The organism is Corynebacterium sp. c25Ua_89 (assembly GCF_047459735.1).
GTDB classification, from domain to species: domain Bacteria; phylum Actinomycetota; class Actinomycetes; order Mycobacteriales; family Mycobacteriaceae; genus Corynebacterium; species Corynebacterium simulans.
In genome coordinates this window covers 120,664-136,999 of sequence record NZ_JASBOD010000003.1, presented here as the reverse complement: position 1 = coordinate 136,999, position 16,336 = coordinate 120,664, and the positions used below count along the sequence as shown (strand labels likewise).

The following is a 16,336-nucleotide window of genomic DNA, read 5'->3' as shown; positions in this document are numbered from 1 at the left end:
CCAACAAAGGAGATCCCAATATGCGAGAACTCTTGCCACATCGTGAGAAAAGCGCTAGTGTGATTCACATGACTATGCGGCAGAGCCTCCTCCTTATTTGCCGCGGCGGGATTTAGGCCTTTCAAAACCCACCGGCCAGCGCCCCCGTCGCGGGTTTTCACAATGCGCATCCAAACTGCGCCTTCCCACCCCCGCCGCTGCTGGCCAAACGGTACCTCTTTATCCGCTTCCTTAACGAAGCAGCAAGGACAAATCATGGCTCCCAACGATTCTTTTATCACCGCCCCACGCGAAATCACCACCCCTAACGGCGACTTTGGCAAGAACCAGCCCGCCTGGAATAAGCAGCGCGGTTCCGCAATGCCCACCCACCGCTACCGCAGCTTTGCCCAAGAAGTAGAAGACATTCAGCTGCCGGACCGCACTTGGCCGGATAAGAAAATCACTTGCGCTCCACAGTGGTGCGCGGTCGATCTGCGCGATGGCAACCAAGCGCTGATCGACCCCATGAGCCCGCAGCGCAAGCACCGCATGTTCGACCTGCTGGTCAAGATGGGCTACAAGGAAATCGAGGTAGGTTTTCCTTCCGCATCTCAGACCGACTTCAACTTCGTGCGCGAGATCATCGAGCAGAACAAGATCCCTGAAGACGTCACCATCCAAGTCCTGGTGCAAGCACGCGAGCACTTAATCCGGCGCACCTTTGAGGCCTGCGCGGGCGCCAAGAACGTCATCGTGCACTTCTACAATTCCACCTCGAAGCTGCAGCGCCGCGTGGTCTTCCGCAAAGACCGCTCTGCAATCAAAAAGCTGGCTTGCGACGCCGCAGCGCTCATCAAAGAAGTAGCCCAGGACTACCCCGACACGAACTGGCGCTGGCAATACTCCCCGGAGTCTTTCACCGGCACGGAGCTAGAATTTGCCCGAGAGGTATGCGACGCCGTGGTTGAAATCATGGAGCCCACGCCCGAGCACCCAATGATCATCAACCTGCCTTCCACGGTGGAGATGATTACGCCTAACGTCTACGCGGATTCCATCGAATGGATGCACCGCAACCTGGCCAAGCGAGAAAGCATCATCCTGTCGCTACACCCACACAACGACCGCGGTGCCGGCATCGCGGCTGCCGAGCTGGGTTATCTGGCGGGCGCGGACCGCATCGAGGGCTGCCTGTTCGGCAACGGCGAGCGCACCGGCAATGTAGATCTGGTGGCGCTGGGCCTGAACATGCTCACCCAAGGCGTCGATCCACAAATTGATTTCAGCGACCTGCCCACTATCCGCGATACCGTGGAGTACTGCAATCAGCTGCGCGTTCCTGAGCGCCACCCCTACGGCGGCGAGCTGGTCTTTACCGCTTTTTCCGGTTCCCACCAGGACGCTATCAACAAGGGCCTCGACGCCCTGGCCGACGAGGTACGCCCCGGTGCCATCAACACGGACGTCTCGTGGGAAGAGCTGCGCGAGACCGAATGGGAGGTGCCTTACCTGCCAATCGACCCGAAGGACGTCGGGCGCGACTACGAGGCTGTTATCCGCGTGAACTCCCAGTCTGGCAAGGGCGGCGTCGCCTACATCATGAAGACCGATCACGGCATTCATATGCCGCGCGCGATGCAGGCAGAATTTTCCGCCGTGGTCCAAGAAGTCACGGATTCCGAAGGCGGCGAGGTCGGTTCCAAGGGCATGTGGGATATCTTCGCCACCGAGTTTCTGGACCGCGAGGCACCGCTTGCACACAAGAGCTTCCAGATCGATAACGCGGTAGGCGACGACGCCGAAGCCAAGGTCACCGCGACAGTCATCTACAACGAGGTGGAGTCTGTGGTGTCCGGCCACGGCAACGGTCCGATTGCGGCCTACGCCAATGCCCTCGAAGCGCTGGGAATTGACTTCGAGGTAATCGAGTACGCACAGCAATCGCGTAGCGCTGGCGACGACGCCGAGGCTGCCTGCTACATTGCCGCCGACGTCAACGGCACCAAGGTGTGGGGCGCTGGCATTGCCGGCTCCACCACACGCGCTTCGATTTTCGCCATCAATTCGGCGGTCAACCGCGCGCTGGGCTGAAGGTGGTAGAAGTCGAGGCATGACTTTATCGCTCTATCCCATCCCACACTTGGGGCTCGGCGCGGTGCAGGAATTGCCCGTGCACCCCGCATCGGCATCCCAGAATTCGCCTTCTGCGGAAGCAAAACAGCGAGAGGTCAACGCCACTTTGTCCAGGCAGCCCGACGGCACCTGGCAGGTGGCGACCGCCGCCGGCGTCGTAGGTCTGATTGCGCCTCAGGATGCGGCTGAGTACCCAGAGATAGAGCTGCTTTTCGACGCCCAGCTGACTCCAGCAGTAACGCTTCGCCAAAGCCCCCAGCCCACGGTGTTGCTGCCGCGTCCGGGCCTGTGCCTGCCCGCGAATAATCCGCCGTCCAGCCCGTGGGCGCTGCTTTCTTTTGCCCCAGCGATAAGCATCACGGATATCCCAGACGAGGTCGACATTCCGCAGTTTGGGCGAATCCACCTGCTGGTTACCTTGCGCGCGGCCGAATCCGATCCGCAGCGCATCAGCGCTTATCTTGGCCCACAATTCATCGGCACGCTGGATAGCTACCCGGACTATCTTCCGGACCTGCTCGTCCAGCATGCCAAGCAGGGGCTAAGCACGCTCGCCCATGCCTACCACTTCCCTCGCCAAGGCGGACGAGTGCTCAACATTTATGCTGGCAAGGAGATAGAACAGGAAACCCGCGACGGCTCCGGCCAGGAACGCCTATTGGCGGAAAACACCCGTTGCGCAAGCTCTGCTGCGGCCACTTTTGAGACCACCAGTTTCAAAGCCATCACCGATGAAGACTTGTCCCGTATCGACCGGCTCCCGCAAAAGGCCACGGCGGATTCCACCCCGACAAAAAAGAACAATAAGAGCTGGCTCATCTTCGCCCTCGTGATTGTTTGCATCGCCGTTTTGATCGCAGTGTTGCTTGCGCTTTAATTGCACGCTCATTGCCCAACTCAATCAGCGCTCGGCAGCCTTTCGACCTGCTCAAATGCCGCTTATACGTTTGAGTTAAAAGCTACAAGGCGGTAGGGTGGAATTAGTTTCTTTTAGAGGGTTAGCGCGCTCGAGGCGCAGCAGACCCTCTAAGTCTGTCTCCTTATAGCTCGCATCCCTACTCCCAAACTTCTTTCCTGCACCCCCACGAAAGCGAATACAGATGAAATCGACAAACTACATGGTCCCTAACCATGGTTTTGGCGATGTAAATCGAATTCCCATCCAAGAAGTAAGCCCAGATTTCCTCGTCGAGCTAATGGAAGAATCTGGCTCTGAACAGCCTGCAGTGGAGGTCAACCTCACGGGCTCTTCTGCCAAAGGCTTCCGTGTCCGCTACGAAGACACCACCATCGGCTACCTCGAACGGGAAGAAGCTGCAGCTTATACCGAGCTTGATTGGATCATCGATGCAGGTTTGCGCCCTCTGGTTACCGCACGTGTAACCATGGTGGAGTTTGATGGCGAGGAATGGCCTTCTTTCGATGTCGAGCTACCGGCCCCTGGCCTGTGTGTTCCGGTCAATAACCCGCCGGCTGAGCGCTGGGCCATGCTGCCTGGCACTACGGCTGCGACAATCACTCAGTTCCAGTCCAAGATGGACGTCTTCCCGGAATCCGCCGAACACTTCTTGGTCACCCTGCATGCGCGCCGTTTCTTTGGCCGCCGCAGCGTCAACGCGGCGGTCGATGGTGTGCAGATCGCCTCGCTTAGCCGTGATGACGCTCACCGTTTGGCCGATACCGTTTCGAGCTACCAAAACAGTGGCCTACTCGCCGTAGCACGCGCCTATTACTGTATCGATGAGGGCAAGCCTCGCCTTGTCGTTTATGCCGATGAGCGGTCTGATGACAAGCGTGCCGTTGTCGCTGGCGTCGCCGGCGCTGCTACTGCGGCTTCCATGGGCCTTTCCGCAGTGGCCGCCGCCCGCACGGAGGCACAGGAACACACCAACGTGAATTTCTTCGGCTCCACCAACAATGAAGTCGCGGCGCTGATGTCTTCGCAGACTTCCTCCATGCCTCTCGTCGGCGGCAGTGCCGGACTAAAACTCGTGGCCGCTGCCAGCGCAGCGATCATCGTCGGCGGTGGCGCTAACCTCGCGGCCTCCATCTTTTCCGTGGATGAGCAAGCTCGCGAAGAAGCTACCGAAGCACAAAGCCGCTCCTATGAGGGCTCAGTCTTCCCACGCGGCCTTTCGCCCTACCGGGACATTTTCGGCACTTCCAGCGCCCAAAAGGCCACGGAAGAGCCTAGCTCACGCACCACGTCTCGCGAGGATTCCCGCTCCCGCGCAGAAGATCGTGATGGTTTGGATAGCAGTTCCCGGGACGCTGATTCCCGCGAACGCACCATAGACCGCAGCGCTGTAGCTACACGGAAGCAGACTTCCGACGCCGTCGAACCCACCGCAGAACCCAACACGGACGAAGGCTCCCGGGATTCTGACGAACGCATCCTCGCTGCGCCAGATGCGCAGACCACGCTCGAGGGTAACAAGGAAAACCCACGCGATCCTTCCCGCCCAACGTCGCCGCGCCATGCATCTGGTGACGCCCAGAACCTTCCAGCGCCACTGCCGGTCCCGACGCTTCCGCCGGCCACCCCAACAAAGGAGCCTTCTCCCCAACCGCGTAATGCAACCGAGCCAACGCGAACTGCACCTTCGCCTACCCGCACGGATACAACCATCCCGAAGCCACCAGCAACCTCCACCACGCCGACGACATCGGAGCCGAGCTCGACTTCCACCACTCCTACCCCAACTAAGGAAGCAAGCACCACCGAAACTAAGGAAACAAGCACCACCGAGAAGTCCACGACACCTGACTCGACCACGCGTCCGGCCTCCCCAACGCCAACGGTCTGGAAGCCCATCACGCCAGGAACCATCATCATCCGCGGCTAGGTCACACGCTCGCCCGTTGAGCCAACGTGTCCAGCCGGGGTACTACACTTAAAACAATGAGCACCACCCCCGGCCCCGATTCAGCCCCCGCGCCTTCACCGGCCGCGCTGGCTGCTGGCCGCCCGCACAATCCCGGCCGGGCTAGCACCAACAATGAAAGCAAGCAGCCAAGCGCGCAAGAAATAGCGCAGGCCGAGGCCGTTGCCGCCTACCCTTTCGTCGCACTCACGGTGCAGACCACCGGCATTCATCCTTCTACCGGGCGCCTCGTTGCCATCGATGCCCTGACTTATAACGAAAAGAACGAGGTAGGCCAAGAATTCCACGCCGTCATCAACCCTGGTACCAACCCGGGTCCACGGCACCTGCATGGGCTGAGCGTTGAGGAAGTAACAGAAGGCCAGTCTTTCTCGCGGCTGCTCAAGCCACTTGATCGGCTAATTGACGGCCGCACTTTGATCGTGCACGATACCCCTTTTACCTGGGGTTTCATCGTCTCCGAGGCGCGTCGCACCATGATGGCCGCCGCACGCCAGAACCGCTCGCGAAACCGCAACCGTAATAAGGGCAGGCGCCGCCGCCAGAAGGTCGGCCACGTTCCTACCCCGGTCAGCATCGTCGATACTTTGGCCACTGCCCGCCGCCAGGGTGTGTGGGATAACGATGTCCGCCTCGCGGCCGTCGCCAAGCGCAGCGGCCTTGATGTAGCTCCACCCACCGCAACCGTTGAACGTGCCCAACGCAGCGAGGCCGCCACCTCCCGCGAGCAAACCCAGCTGCTGTACCGCCTCTATCAGCATCAAGCAACCGGCACGCGTAGTGCATACGCGCCAGATGAGCTGCGCGCGGATCGCTTTGGTTTGCAGCGCTCGCACGTGCGTGTCGACGCCGCAGAAGCCCCACGTCAGCACCACAATCCGGGCAAATACGTTCCTGGCAAGGAGCTGCACCGCGGCATGGAGATCGTGGTCGCGCCAGAGATCATGGAAGATCCAGACACCATCATCGCGGCTATCGCACGTGAAGAGCTCAACTATTCGGAAAAGCTCACGCGTGAATCCTCACTGGTGGTTTGCAACATCACCACCGATTTCGTGGGCAAGCCCATGCACGCCCACCGCAAGGGCATCCCGCTGATGTCTGACACTGCTTTCCTTGCAGCACTCGAGCGCATCCAAGAAGCAATCGAGCCGGAGCCAGAGAAGGATTCCGATAGTCGCGATCAGGCGCACGTGCCGAACAGCAATAATCGCCGCTCCGGCAGCGCTAATAGGCGGCGCTCGCGCCGTAAGTCGGGCTCGGGCAAATCCTCCGGCCGCAACCAGCAGAAGAACAATAATCAGCAAACAAACGAAAATCCCAATTCTTCCAACGCCAAGCCCGGCGGCAATCCGAAGAACGATGAGAAATCCGGCTCTGGGAACTCGGGTGGCAACAAACGGCGGCGGCGCCGTGGCGGCCGCGGTGGCCGTGGCCGGCGTGGTGGCAAGGCCAAGGGCGGAAACTCGCAGGGCAACAAGGGCCAAACCAGCTCCGGAAAGAACAGCTCCGGGACAAATGGGTCTGCCAAGAATAAAAACTCCGGCCAAAACTAGGCGCGCAAGTACCCGCCCCGCGGGCTGACGCGACTACCCTAGGGGCATGAGTTTTAACCTTTCCGGCACGTTGCGCTCATTGCGTACCAACGCCGCCACGACCGCTGCCAAGCTGGCCACCACCGCCTCCCGCGCAACCGGACGAGGCGCCGGCGGAATGATCGGTGGCCTTATCGCTGGCGCGATTGATCCACAGATCATGGCTAACCTCGGCGGTGGCCGCCCTGCGGTGCTGGTTACCGGCACCAACGGCAAGTCCACCACCACCCGCATGTTGGCCGCCGCTGTACGCAGCGAGTACAAGGTCGCTACCAATGACGGCGGCGACAACATGGATGCTGGCATCATCTCCGCGCTCATGGCGGGCAAAGACGCCTCCCACCTCGTGTTGGAGGTAGACGAGCTGCACGTTCCGCACGTGGCAGACAACCTGAATCCGCAGGCGCTGGTGCTGCTGAACCTCTCCCGTGACCAGCTCGACCGCGTCGGTGAGATCAATAAGATCGAGCGCGCTCTGCGCGGCGCCGTCGAAGCCCACCCAGACATGCTGGTCATCGCCAACTGCGACGATGTCCTCATGACTTCCGTGGCCTACGACGCCAAGAACGTCATCTGGGTCTCCGCCGGCGCTGGATGGCTCGGCGAGTCCGTGACCTGCCCACGCACCGGTGGCCACATCGTGCGTGATGAGGATGATTGGCGTGCGGTCAAGCCGCTTCCCGACGGCCGCGAATTCCGCCGCCCCACCCCAACCTGGCGCGTAGACCAAGATGGTTTGCACACCCCACAGGGTGACAAGGAGCTAAACCTCTCCCTGCCTGGACGCGCCAACCGCGGCAATGCCGCCCAGGCCATCGCCGCCGCAGTGGAAGGCTTCGGCGTGGACGAGGCCAAGGCCATCGCCGCCACCGAATCCGTCAACGACGTGGCCGGCCGCTACTCCACCATCACCTTGGGTGACCGTGAGATTCGCCTGCTGCTGGCTAAAAACCCAGCCGGCTGGCAGGAGGCCCTGTCCATGGTGGATCGCTCTGCCGACGGCCTAGTCATTGCCACCAACGGCCACGTGGCAGACGGCATCGATATGTCCTGGCTGTGGGACGTACGCTTCGAGGACTTTGAAAACCTCGCGGTCAAGGCCGCCGGCGAGCGCGGCACCGACCTTGCTGTGCGCTTGGTCTACGCCGATATCTCTCACGAGCTCATCCCGGATCCAGTCAAAGCCATCGAGTCCTGCCCACCGGGCCGCATCGAGGTGCTGGCTAACTACACCGCTTTCCGTGATTTGAAGAAGGCGCTTGAGCGCAAAGTAAAGGAGAACGCCAATGGCTAAGACGCAGTTGCAAATCGGCCTCATTCTGCCCGACGTGCTTGGCACCTACGGCGACGACGGTAACGCCCTTGTCCTGCGCCAGCGCGCCCGCATGCGCGGTCTTTCGGCTGAGATCGTTCCGATCAAGCTAGGCGAGGCAGTCCCTGACTCCCTCGACGTCTACACACTCGGCGGTGGTGAGGACACCGCGCAGATTCTCGCGGCGGAGCACCTCATCAAAGACGGCGGCCTGACCCGCGCGGCTGAGGCTGGCCGCCCGATCCTTTCAATTTGTGCTGGCCTGCAGGTTTTAGGCGAGTCCTTCCGTGCCTCTGGCCAGATTATTGACGGTGTCGGTCTCATCGACGCCACCACGGCCTCCATGGCTGAGCGTGCCATCGGCGAGGTCTCCTCTCAGCCGACCGGCGCTGGTATCACCGCGGAGCTGACCGAAACCCTCACCGGCTTCGAGAACCACATGGGCGCCACCATCTTGGGCCCCGCCGCACAGCCGCTGGGCAAGCTCATTCGCGGCCAGGGCAACGCCGATACCGCAGCCACCGCCGATCTTTCCGACGCCGCCGAGCAGCGCATTGCCGAAGGCGCCGTCCAAGGAAGCGTCATCGCCACCTACATGCACGGCCCGGCACTGGCGCGCAACCCGCAGCTGGCGGATCTCCTGTTGGCCAAGGCCATGGGCGTTGCCCTCACAGACCTAGAACCGCTCGACATTCCGGCCGTGGACAAGCTGCGCACCGAGCGCCTCAACGCATCAAAGCCGCCGCGCTCGCAGCTCTAGACACGCAACTGCGGGCGCTCAGCTGACGCTCGTGGCTTGCCTTAGCCGCCCTAAATGCCAAATCGTCGCCATTTTCGCGCAACTTGGCGCCACAATCCGGCAATTAGGGCGGCTGCTAAGACAGCTACACTGTCAAACGACCCGACAGCGCACGCGAAAGCGTCAGTTCATCCACGAACTCAAGGTCGCCACCCAGCGGCATGCCTGATGCGAGGCGGGTGATCTTTAGGTCAGGGAAGTCTCGCAGCAAGCGGACCAGGTAAGCCGCGGTAGCCTCGCCCTCGGTATTCGGGTCCGTGGCGAGGATGACCTCTTTGATCTCCGGCGTCGTGTCATACAACGGCGCGTCCGGGGTGGAATCCGCCAGCTCGCGGTCAGGCAACACACCACCGATGCGCTGCAAGAGCACGGAGATGTTGAGGTCCTTCGGGCCCACGTTCGCCAGCGGGTCCAAAGCGCCGCCTAGAACGTGGTAGCGCCCCTCATACTCACCGGTGCGCTCGATGACCTGGATGTCCTTAGGCTCTTCTACAACACAAATAGTGGATGCATCGCGCTGCGAGTTCACGCAGATTCGGCAGACTTCTTCGCGCGAGATGTTGCAACAGATACGGCAGAAAGTCACGCCATCACGTACCGCGCCGAGCGCGTTTTGCAGGCGGTCGACGTCCTCCGGATCCATATGCAGCACGTGAAAAGCGATACGCTGCGCCGACTTCGGCCCGACACCTGGAAGGCGCGAAAACTCGTCGATGAGATCCTGCAGAGGTCCTTCGAACACGATTCTCCCTATCTATGAAATGCAAAAAGGCCGCTTTCCCCCGCTGCGGGGAATAACGGCCTTTTAGTTTAACGCGCGACTACTGGTTGCCGCCGAAGACATCCTGGAAGGAAGGTCCATCGTAGCCCTGCTGGGACTGGCCCATGCCCTGGGACAGCGGGCCAATCTTTTCCTGAGCCAGCTTGCCAGCGGCAGCGTGTGCTTCCTTGAAAGCGCCGATGACGAGGTCTTGGAGGGTGTCAACGTCCTCAGGGTCCACAACGGACTTATCAATCTGGAGGTCAACGAGCTCTGCGCCGCCGGTCATGACAACCTTAACCAGGCCGTTGCCTGCGGTGCCTTCAACGTGTGCGGCCAGGATTTCTTCCTGTGCCTTCTGCAGCTCAGCCTGCACGCGGGCAGCCTGTGCGAGCAGGTCGTTCATGTCATTTGCCTGGGACATTGGGTCAGTCATGGAAAGTCCTTTCAACGTAAATTTTCTTTAAGATTTTTGCTACCCGCCAAGTGTACAGACGCTTAACTACAAGCGCCGTGCACCTAGCTCCTTGGTGAGCAGTTCCATTGCAACTTCCGTGGAGCTGCGGTGGTCCATCTCGCCGGCGTTTTGGGCTTCTTCCATCATTTCGCGTTCTTGTTCATCGCGGGAGTAGGCCTGTTGAGCAGGTTGTGGTGCCGGTTGCGCAGTGCTTACCGACGCCCCCATTTCCTGGTTCTGCTGCCCCAGCCCCGGTTGGCTGGGCTGCGGGTCAGCTGGATAGTACTCCTCTGGTGGTGCCTCAAAATCGTCTTCCGGCGCTGGTTCGGGTGGCAGCGGTACACCGTTACCGAACTGCGGAATCTTGTTGAATTCCTCGTCACGCTTCTGTGCCACCTGTGAGGCCTGCGCGATTCGCGAACGCCAGTCACCACCCTGCTGGGATGACTGTTGTACCGGCTCCGCCGCTTGCTGACGCGGGGCCTGCAGCTGCGCAGGCGGAGTAGCTTGCGGTGCAGGTTGATGCGCGCTTGCCGCCGCCGCTGTGGCCGCCGCCGCAGCCGCCGATGCCGCAGCCGGTGTCACTGGCCCGGGGCTCTCTTCGCGAGCAGGCTCGTTGCTCTGCGTGCCGATAGGTCGCGGTGCTCCCCACGGATCATCAGATGCAGACGCAGATGCGCTGGCAGACTGCTCCGATTGCTGCTCGGGTTCAGTCTGCGGGCTAGGCCTCTCAGACTCCTGTTCTGGCTCAGCGGACTCGCGCTGTTGCTGGTTTGGGTTCCACGTTGGCTGCTGCCGCGGAGTGCTTTCGCTAAAGCCTGCTGCCTTCGGGTTGGTGCCGATAATGCAGTTGATCTTGATGTCACGGCGCAGCTCTTCCTTAAGAACTGCCACGATTGCATCGTTGTTGGACGGCGAATTGATTCGCTCCGCAAGGGCACCCGTGGTGTGTCCCAGAATCAATGTGTCATCACGGAAGCCAAGCACGCGCGCCTCAGCGAGCATGATCTCTGCAACCTTGTTGCGACGTCCCACGGCTGCGCGAAGGTTCGACCACTGCGAACGCACTTGCTCCGCGACATCAACTGCATGTTCCTGAGCAGACTGCTGTGCCGGTTCCTTGGCTGACTCCGGAGCAGACTCCTGTGCAGGTTGAGTTTCGGTTCGCTGCTGAGACGCCTGTTCGGCGCGCTCAGCTGGCTGTTCCTCGGACTGCTGCGGCTGCTGTGCAGATGCCGATTGCTCCGGCTGAGCCTGCGGCGCCTGGGCCTGTTGCTGTTGTGCCTGCTGTTGAGCTTGACGGTTACGGCGAGCAGCGATGATGGCAGCCGCCGCGGCTGCAGGGTCTTGAGCTTGGGCAGTAGCGGGTGCAGGTTGGTTGGAAACTGCGGTATTTGCGTGGCCGGCAGCAGGCGTTCCATCGGAAGCGCCTTGCGGTGAGCCAGCGGGCATGCCCTGTGGCAGCGCAGCAGTCTGGCCCGCGGCGGCTGCTGCAGGCGCAGAGCCAACCAAGAGGTGAGCACACAGGATCTCCAGAAGCAGGCGCGGCGAAGTAGCGCCACGCAGCGAAGAGATGCGGCTGTTGACGGTCTCTGCCAGGTAAGCCAACTGCGGGCCGGTGAAACGCTGGGCTTGGGTCAAAAGGATTTCACCGCGGTCGGTCGGGGCCGAGACCAAGCCGGCCTCCAAAGCACCCGGCACTGCTTGCAGAATCATGAGATCGCGAAGGCGATCCAAAAGGTCGATGGTAAATCGGCGCGGCTCGTGGCCGGCTTCAATGACGTCGTCGACGATCATGAACAAGGCTGCCTTGTCTTGCTCGGCAAGCGCCTCAATGGTCTTATCCAACAGACCTAGGTCAGTCACGCCCAGCAGCGGACGAGCAATGTCATAGGTCAGACCGTCAGGCCCCGCACCAGCCAAGAGCTGATCCAGAATCGACAAAGTATCACGCGGGGAACCGCCACCGGCCTGGATGACCATGGGATACACGGAATCATCGACGTGCACGCCCTCCGAAGCCACAGTGCGCTCCAACAGGCCCTTCATGGCCGGCGGGGTTAGCAGGCGGAACGGGTAATGGTGGGTACGCGAACGAATGGTGCCGATGATCTTTTCCGGCTCGGTGGTGGCAAAAATGAAGATCACGTGCTCCGGTGGTTCCTCCACCACCTTCAGAAGCGCGTTGGCGCCCGAGGCGGAAATCATGTGCGCCTCGTCGATAATGAAGATGCGATAGCGCGACTCAGCAGGTGCATAGTACGCGCGGTCACGCAGCTCACGCATGTCTTCCACACCGTTGTGGGAAGCCGCGTCAAGCTCAGTTACATCCAGATTGCCCGGGCCACCTGGTGCCAGCGAAACACAAGACTCGCACACGCCACACGGGGTAGACGTAGGCCCCTGCTCACAGTTGAGCGAGCGGGCCATAATGCGCGCTGAGGAAGTCTTGCCGCAGCCGCGCGGACCGGAAAACAGGTAGGCATGATTGATACGCCCTGCGTCGAGGGCAGCGGATAAAGGCTTGGTGACCTGCTCTTGGCCGACCACTTCCGCGAACGTTGCTGGACGATATTTCCGGTATAGAGCCACGGTTAGTCAGTCTACATTCTGCGGCTGACACTCTCCCCCGCAGCGGGCGGAGACAGCTAGCCGGCGCGCTTCCAATCGAGAATATCGACGCCCTGTTCAGCTACTGCTTCCTGCAGCTTGGCGACGCCCTCTTCCACCGCATAGGCATATTCTGAATCGGTAAGCATCAGCAGCTGACAGACCAAAGTCAGCCGACCTTCCTCCGGCAGCTGAGGGGTGCTGCCGCCCCACAAATAAGGCGCGATCAGCAGACCATGGTGCACGTTGAGCGAATCTTCCGAAAGTATCTCCGGCAGCATGATGCCCGGCTGGGCCGGCAGCATGCCTCGGGCCTTGGTCAGCTTTTCTGCAGCCGCAGTAACCGCAGCAGCTACCTCCGGCTGCGTCGCGCGCGCCACAGTCAACAGCTCGCAGCGCACATCGACGCCCTGCTCCGCATGCTTGAGCCCCGTGTCTACCTCGCCGAAGGTGGTGGTAACGGCGAGGGACTGGGCGTCGTCAAGCGCGGCTAAACCAAGCCGACGGCCTTCCACGTTTTTAAACTCCAGCGGAACGGGAATGACCTGGTTTAGCCAGTACGAAGTCTCGTCGGAATTGATGGCTTAAGCCCCCAGCTTCTCCAAAGCGGCGAGCAGCACGCAGGTTGCGACGCCGTCCATTGCAGCCTCGACCTCTTCCTGCGGCGGCAGCGAAGGTGCCAAGCGGATGTTGCGGTCATTCGGGTCCTCGCCGTGCGGGAAGGCAGAGCCAGCCTTGGTCAGCACGATGCCCGCATCCTTCGCCAGCTCCCAGACGCGGGTGGCGGTGCCATCGACGACGTCGAGGGAGATGAAGTAGCCGCCCTTCGGCTCGGTCCACTGCGCGACCTCGTACTCGCCCAGGCGGGACTGAAGGATGCGCAGGACAGCGTTGAACTTCGGAGCCAGCAGCGCCGCGTGGCGGCGCATGACCGCACGCACGCCTTCGGCGGAGCCGAAGAACTGGTAGTGAGCAAGCTGGTTGATTTTGTTCGGCCCAATGCCGCGAATCTTCGCGTGGGAGAGGTACCAATCCAAGTTCTCGCGGGAGGAGGCGAAGAACGCAACGCCAGCGCCAGCGAAGGTGATCTTGGAGGTAGAAGACATAGCCCAGAAACGGTTCGGGTTGCTTGCCTTAGCTGCAATGTCGAGAATCGGCAGGATCTCCGGGAACTCATCGGTGAGAGTATGGACCGCGTAAGCGTTGTCCCAGATGATGCGGAAGTCTGGCGCTGCGGCTTCCATGGAGGCCAACTCTTGGGCGATCTCCTCGGAGATGGTCACGCCAGTTGGGTTACCGAACATCGGAACGGTCCACATGCCCTTGACCTGCGGGTCCTTGACCAATTCCTTGACGGCGCCGAGATCGGGCCCGTCGGAAAGCATAGGGACCGAAATCAGCTCGAAGCCGAAGTGCTCCGTGATAGCGAAGTGGCGGTCATAACCTGGAACCGGGCAGATCCACTTGACGGTCTCTTCCTGGGACCACGGACGCTCGGAATCGTTGGTGCCGAAAGCACAAGCCCAAGAGATGAGGTCGAACATGATGTTCAGGGAGGAGGAATCTCCAGCCAAAAGCAGCTCTGGGTCGATGTTGGTCAGCTTGCCCCACAGCTCACGCAGTTCCTTGATGCCCTCAAGGTTGCCGTAGTTGCGAAGGTCGTTGCCTGCGGCGTCGGAATAGTTGCCCGCGCCTGGCAGCTCGAGCAGATCGTTGGACAGGCTCAATTGCGCCTTTGCGGGCTTGCCGCGGGTCAAATCCAGCTGCAGGCCCATAGCCTTCAGCTCCTCGTAGTCCTTACGAACCTTCGCTGCGAGTTCGTCGAGCTCAGACTTTTCGAGATTGAGCAGGGACATTCCTGTCCACCTTCCGGGTTAGTTGCGGGTAGTTGCGAATATATGGCAACCAATACTAACGCTTGTGTGCAGCTTTTGTAATGTTTATCACCCAGAAAACTTAAAAGGGACCCCGCGCACCCGTCAGAGCCTCCTGACCCTTGCTGCATTCCTGCCCTGGGGGAGTTCAGAGGATGGACGCCACGCGGAATCCTGCCGATAAGCCTAGCGCGCCTGCTACCCCTGCGGCAAACCGTTCACGTTCCTACCGCCTTGCAGTCTTATACAACCCCGGCCAGTACCCGGCGTGTGCAGTGCGAATTTTTCCTTTGGGCTTGCTCGTGTAGAGTCTTCCAACGGAGGATTCGACTAGCGGCCTATGTCACACGCCTGGAACGCGTGCGGGAGTCACATCCCTCAGGGGTTCAAATCCCCTATCCTCCGCCAGAGAAGATCCCGGTCTTAGGACCGGGATTTCTTCATTTCCAGCACCCTCCTAATGGTTCTGAGGTTGCGGACGCACGCTATTGAGCGGAAACGGCACTTGATTGATCAATTAGCCAACCGGAGAACGCTAGCGATAAGCTCCCTTATGACGCGCACATAGGTGCGTACCTCTCCATCCCCCAGTTGGGGCCAAACTCTCCCCTCGTCACTCCTCACGCGAAAGACAATTCTGCCTGTGCCCTCTCCTGTACCGACCCACCCAAGCTACGGTGCGCTGATTCGCTCCACGCCATTCGTCGTAGGAGCGTGGCTCGTGACCGCAGCCTACTTCGTCAGTGTCTTCTTTCAACACGGTTACGCCCCGGGATTCTATGCTCAGTCACGCACCGCGGAGGACGTCGTCGTATATATCGAGGGCGCACGCGGGCTCTGGAACTCCCCCAACTTGTACTTGGAGGAGATCAACATTGCAGAGGACACGCAACTGCCCTTCTCTTATCCCCCTACCGCACTGTTGTTCTTCCAACCGCTGGCACTCCTGAGTTGGGGCCATGGCTGGTTCGTGGTTAACGCCATAAGCGTGGCTTGTCTCTGGTGGATTATCGTTCTCACATTGCGCCGCTTCGCATCTCCCCACCCACTAGCGTGGGCCAGCCTGCTCATGCCCATTGCGCTGTGCGTGGACTCAGTACACAACACCCTCTACCACGGGCAGATCAACCTCATCCTGCTCGCTCTCGTGCTCACCGATCTGTGGCTAGATTCACCGCGGATACGGAAGGTCCTGCCTCGTGGTGTACTCATCGGAATCGCCGCATGCGTCAAAATGATTCCGGCGATCTTCATCCTCTACTTCGCCCTACGCAGAGAAATAAAGCCCATACTTGTCATGGTGACCACAGCATTCGCCTCTTTCGCCATCGTGGGCCTGATCAAGTTCGAGCTGGTGCGCTATTACTTCAGCACTCAATTGGGCAAGATGACCGAGACCCTCGGCCAGAATCGTTCGCACAACTTATCGCTCCACAGTGTTGGCGCGCGCTACGTCCCTGAGTCTGCCCGTTCTTTCGCCACTTGCCTGCTCATCACCGCTGTGCTGGTCATTGCGATTGCGGCCTTTGTACGCTTGCAGCGTGCGGGCGCCACAGAGGCTGCCGGCGTGGCGATTGGCTACCTTGGTCTCATGCTCGCCCCTATCTCGTGGCAACATCACTTCGTGTGGGAGGTTCCGCTCCTTATCATTTTGGGCATCTGCACGTGGCGTCGTGCAGAACCACGTCTCCTCGCACTTCTCCTAGCCTGGCTGAGCGTGACCACCGTATTCATCCCACACCGACACTTCCCTGATGCGCTATCGGCAAACCCCGAAGGCTACACCCTGGTTCACCTCGCCCAGTCGAGTGTGCTCGTGCTCAGCATCGTCACGCTCATTGCACTGTGCTACTTCGCGCCACAGTTAGTGGCGTCAACAGAGCCGCACCCGCAAACCGAAGCCACCCCTACCCCAGCAGAGGCATAAGG

At 60.6% G+C, this 16,336-nt stretch carries 11 protein-coding genes, 1 tRNA gene, 1 other RNA gene and 1 pseudogene; 8 read left to right on the top strand and 6 right to left on the bottom strand.

Features of this window, described 5'->3' with window-relative positions:
• The first annotated feature begins 255 nt into the window (after positions 1 to 255).
• The 6 genes and pseudogenes from leuA (at position 256) to QKB66_RS05975 (ending at position 8,667) form a co-directional block, all read left to right on the top strand.
• Positions 256 to 2,073, top strand: a complete 1,818-nt coding sequence (gene leuA / locus QKB66_RS06000) for a 2-isopropylmalate synthase (RefSeq protein WP_414252915.1) — start codon at positions 256 to 258, stop codon at positions 2,071 to 2,073.
• Between the two features lie 19 nt (positions 2,074 to 2,092).
• Positions 2,093 to 2,992, top strand: a complete 900-nt coding sequence (locus tag QKB66_RS05995) for a hypothetical protein (protein WP_414252914.1) — start codon at positions 2,093 to 2,095, stop codon at positions 2,990 to 2,992.
• Between the two features lie 223 nt (positions 2,993 to 3,215).
• On the top strand, positions 3,216 to 4,961 hold the full coding sequence (locus QKB66_RS05990) for a hypothetical protein (RefSeq protein ID WP_414252913.1): 1,746 nt from the start codon (positions 3,216 to 3,218) through the stop codon (positions 4,959 to 4,961).
• A gap of 56 nt (positions 4,962 to 5,017) precedes the next feature.
• Positions 5,018 to 6,118: pseudogene (locus tag QKB66_RS05985) on the top strand (DNA polymerase III subunit epsilon); the annotation flags it as partial.
• Positions 6,119 to 6,602: 484 nt separating this feature from the next.
• A complete protein-coding gene (locus tag QKB66_RS05980; RefSeq protein ID WP_414252912.1) occupies positions 6,603 to 7,889 on the top strand; it encodes a MurT ligase domain-containing protein in 1,287 nt (428 codons plus the stop codon).
• Positions 7,882 to 8,667 (top strand): type 1 glutamine amidotransferase, encoded by a 786-nt coding sequence (locus QKB66_RS05975; protein ID WP_061920109.1) that lies wholly within the window; start codon positions 7,882 to 7,884, stop codon positions 8,665 to 8,667. Before QKB66_RS05980 ends, QKB66_RS05975 begins: the two co-directional genes overlap by 8 nt.
• Positions 8,668 to 8,791: 124 nt before the next feature.
• Here the strand turns inward: QKB66_RS05975 and recR are convergent, their stop codons facing one another.
• From recR to ffs, 6 genes are all read right to left on the bottom strand, one after another.
• Entirely contained in the window at positions 8,792 to 9,448 is a 657-nt protein-coding gene (recR, locus tag QKB66_RS05970) for a recombination mediator RecR (protein WP_061920107.1), read from the bottom strand.
• A 79-nt stretch (positions 9,449 to 9,527) separates the two neighbouring features.
• A complete protein-coding gene (locus QKB66_RS05965; protein ID WP_061920106.1) occupies positions 9,528 to 9,902 on the bottom strand; it encodes a YbaB/EbfC family nucleoid-associated protein in 375 nt (124 codons plus the stop codon).
• A gap of 66 nt (positions 9,903 to 9,968) precedes the next feature.
• A complete protein-coding gene (locus QKB66_RS05960; protein ID WP_414252911.1) occupies positions 9,969 to 12,515 on the bottom strand; it encodes a DNA polymerase III subunit gamma and tau in 2,547 nt (848 codons plus the stop codon).
• Positions 12,516 to 12,571: 56 nt separating this feature from the next.
• A complete protein-coding gene (locus tag QKB66_RS05955; RefSeq protein WP_070731788.1) occupies positions 12,572 to 13,048 on the bottom strand; it encodes a suppressor of fused domain protein in 477 nt (158 codons plus the stop codon).
• Between the two features lie 69 nt (positions 13,049 to 13,117).
• Positions 13,118 to 14,389: an aminotransferase class I/II-fold pyridoxal phosphate-dependent enzyme gene (locus tag QKB66_RS05950; RefSeq protein WP_414252910.1), complete on the bottom strand. Its 1,272-nt coding sequence runs from the start codon at positions 14,387 to 14,389 to the stop codon at positions 13,118 to 13,120.
• Positions 14,390 to 14,489: 100 nt separating this feature from the next.
• Positions 14,490 to 14,586: signal recognition particle sRNA small type (ffs, locus tag QKB66_RS05945), an RNA gene on the bottom strand.
• 140 nt (positions 14,587 to 14,726) lie between these two features.
• On the opposite strand from ffs, the gene QKB66_RS05940 reads away from it, so the two are divergent.
• Positions 14,727 to 14,815: transfer RNA gene (locus tag QKB66_RS05940), tRNA-Ser, on the top strand.
• 235 nt (positions 14,816 to 15,050) lie between these two features.
• Positions 15,051 to 16,334, top strand: a complete 1,284-nt coding sequence (locus QKB66_RS05935; RefSeq protein WP_248093297.1) for a glycosyltransferase 87 family protein — start codon at positions 15,051 to 15,053, stop codon at positions 16,332 to 16,334.
• Positions 16,335 to 16,336 lie beyond the last annotated feature (2 nt).

Coding starts and splice junctions, on each gene's coding strand:
- leuA (WP_414252915.1), top strand. CDS start 256: ATGGCTCCCAACGATTCTTTTATCACCGCCCCACGCGAAATCACCACC.
- QKB66_RS05995 (WP_414252914.1), top strand. CDS start 2,093: ATGACTTTATCGCTCTATCCCATCCCACACTTGGGGCTCGGCGCGGTG.
- QKB66_RS05990 (WP_414252913.1), top strand. CDS start 3,216: ATGAAATCGACAAACTACATGGTCCCTAACCATGGTTTTGGCGATGTA.
- QKB66_RS05980 (WP_414252912.1), top strand. CDS start 6,603: ATGAGTTTTAACCTTTCCGGCACGTTGCGCTCATTGCGTACCAACGCC.
- QKB66_RS05975 (WP_061920109.1), top strand. CDS start 7,882: ATGGCTAAGACGCAGTTGCAAATCGGCCTCATTCTGCCCGACGTGCTT.
- QKB66_RS05965 (WP_061920106.1), bottom strand. CDS start 9,902: ATGACTGACCCAATGTCCCAGGCAAATGACATGAACGACCTGCTCGCA.
- QKB66_RS05950 (WP_414252910.1), bottom strand. CDS start 14,389: ATGTCCCTGCTCAATCTCGAAAAGTCTGAGCTCGACGAACTCGCAGCG.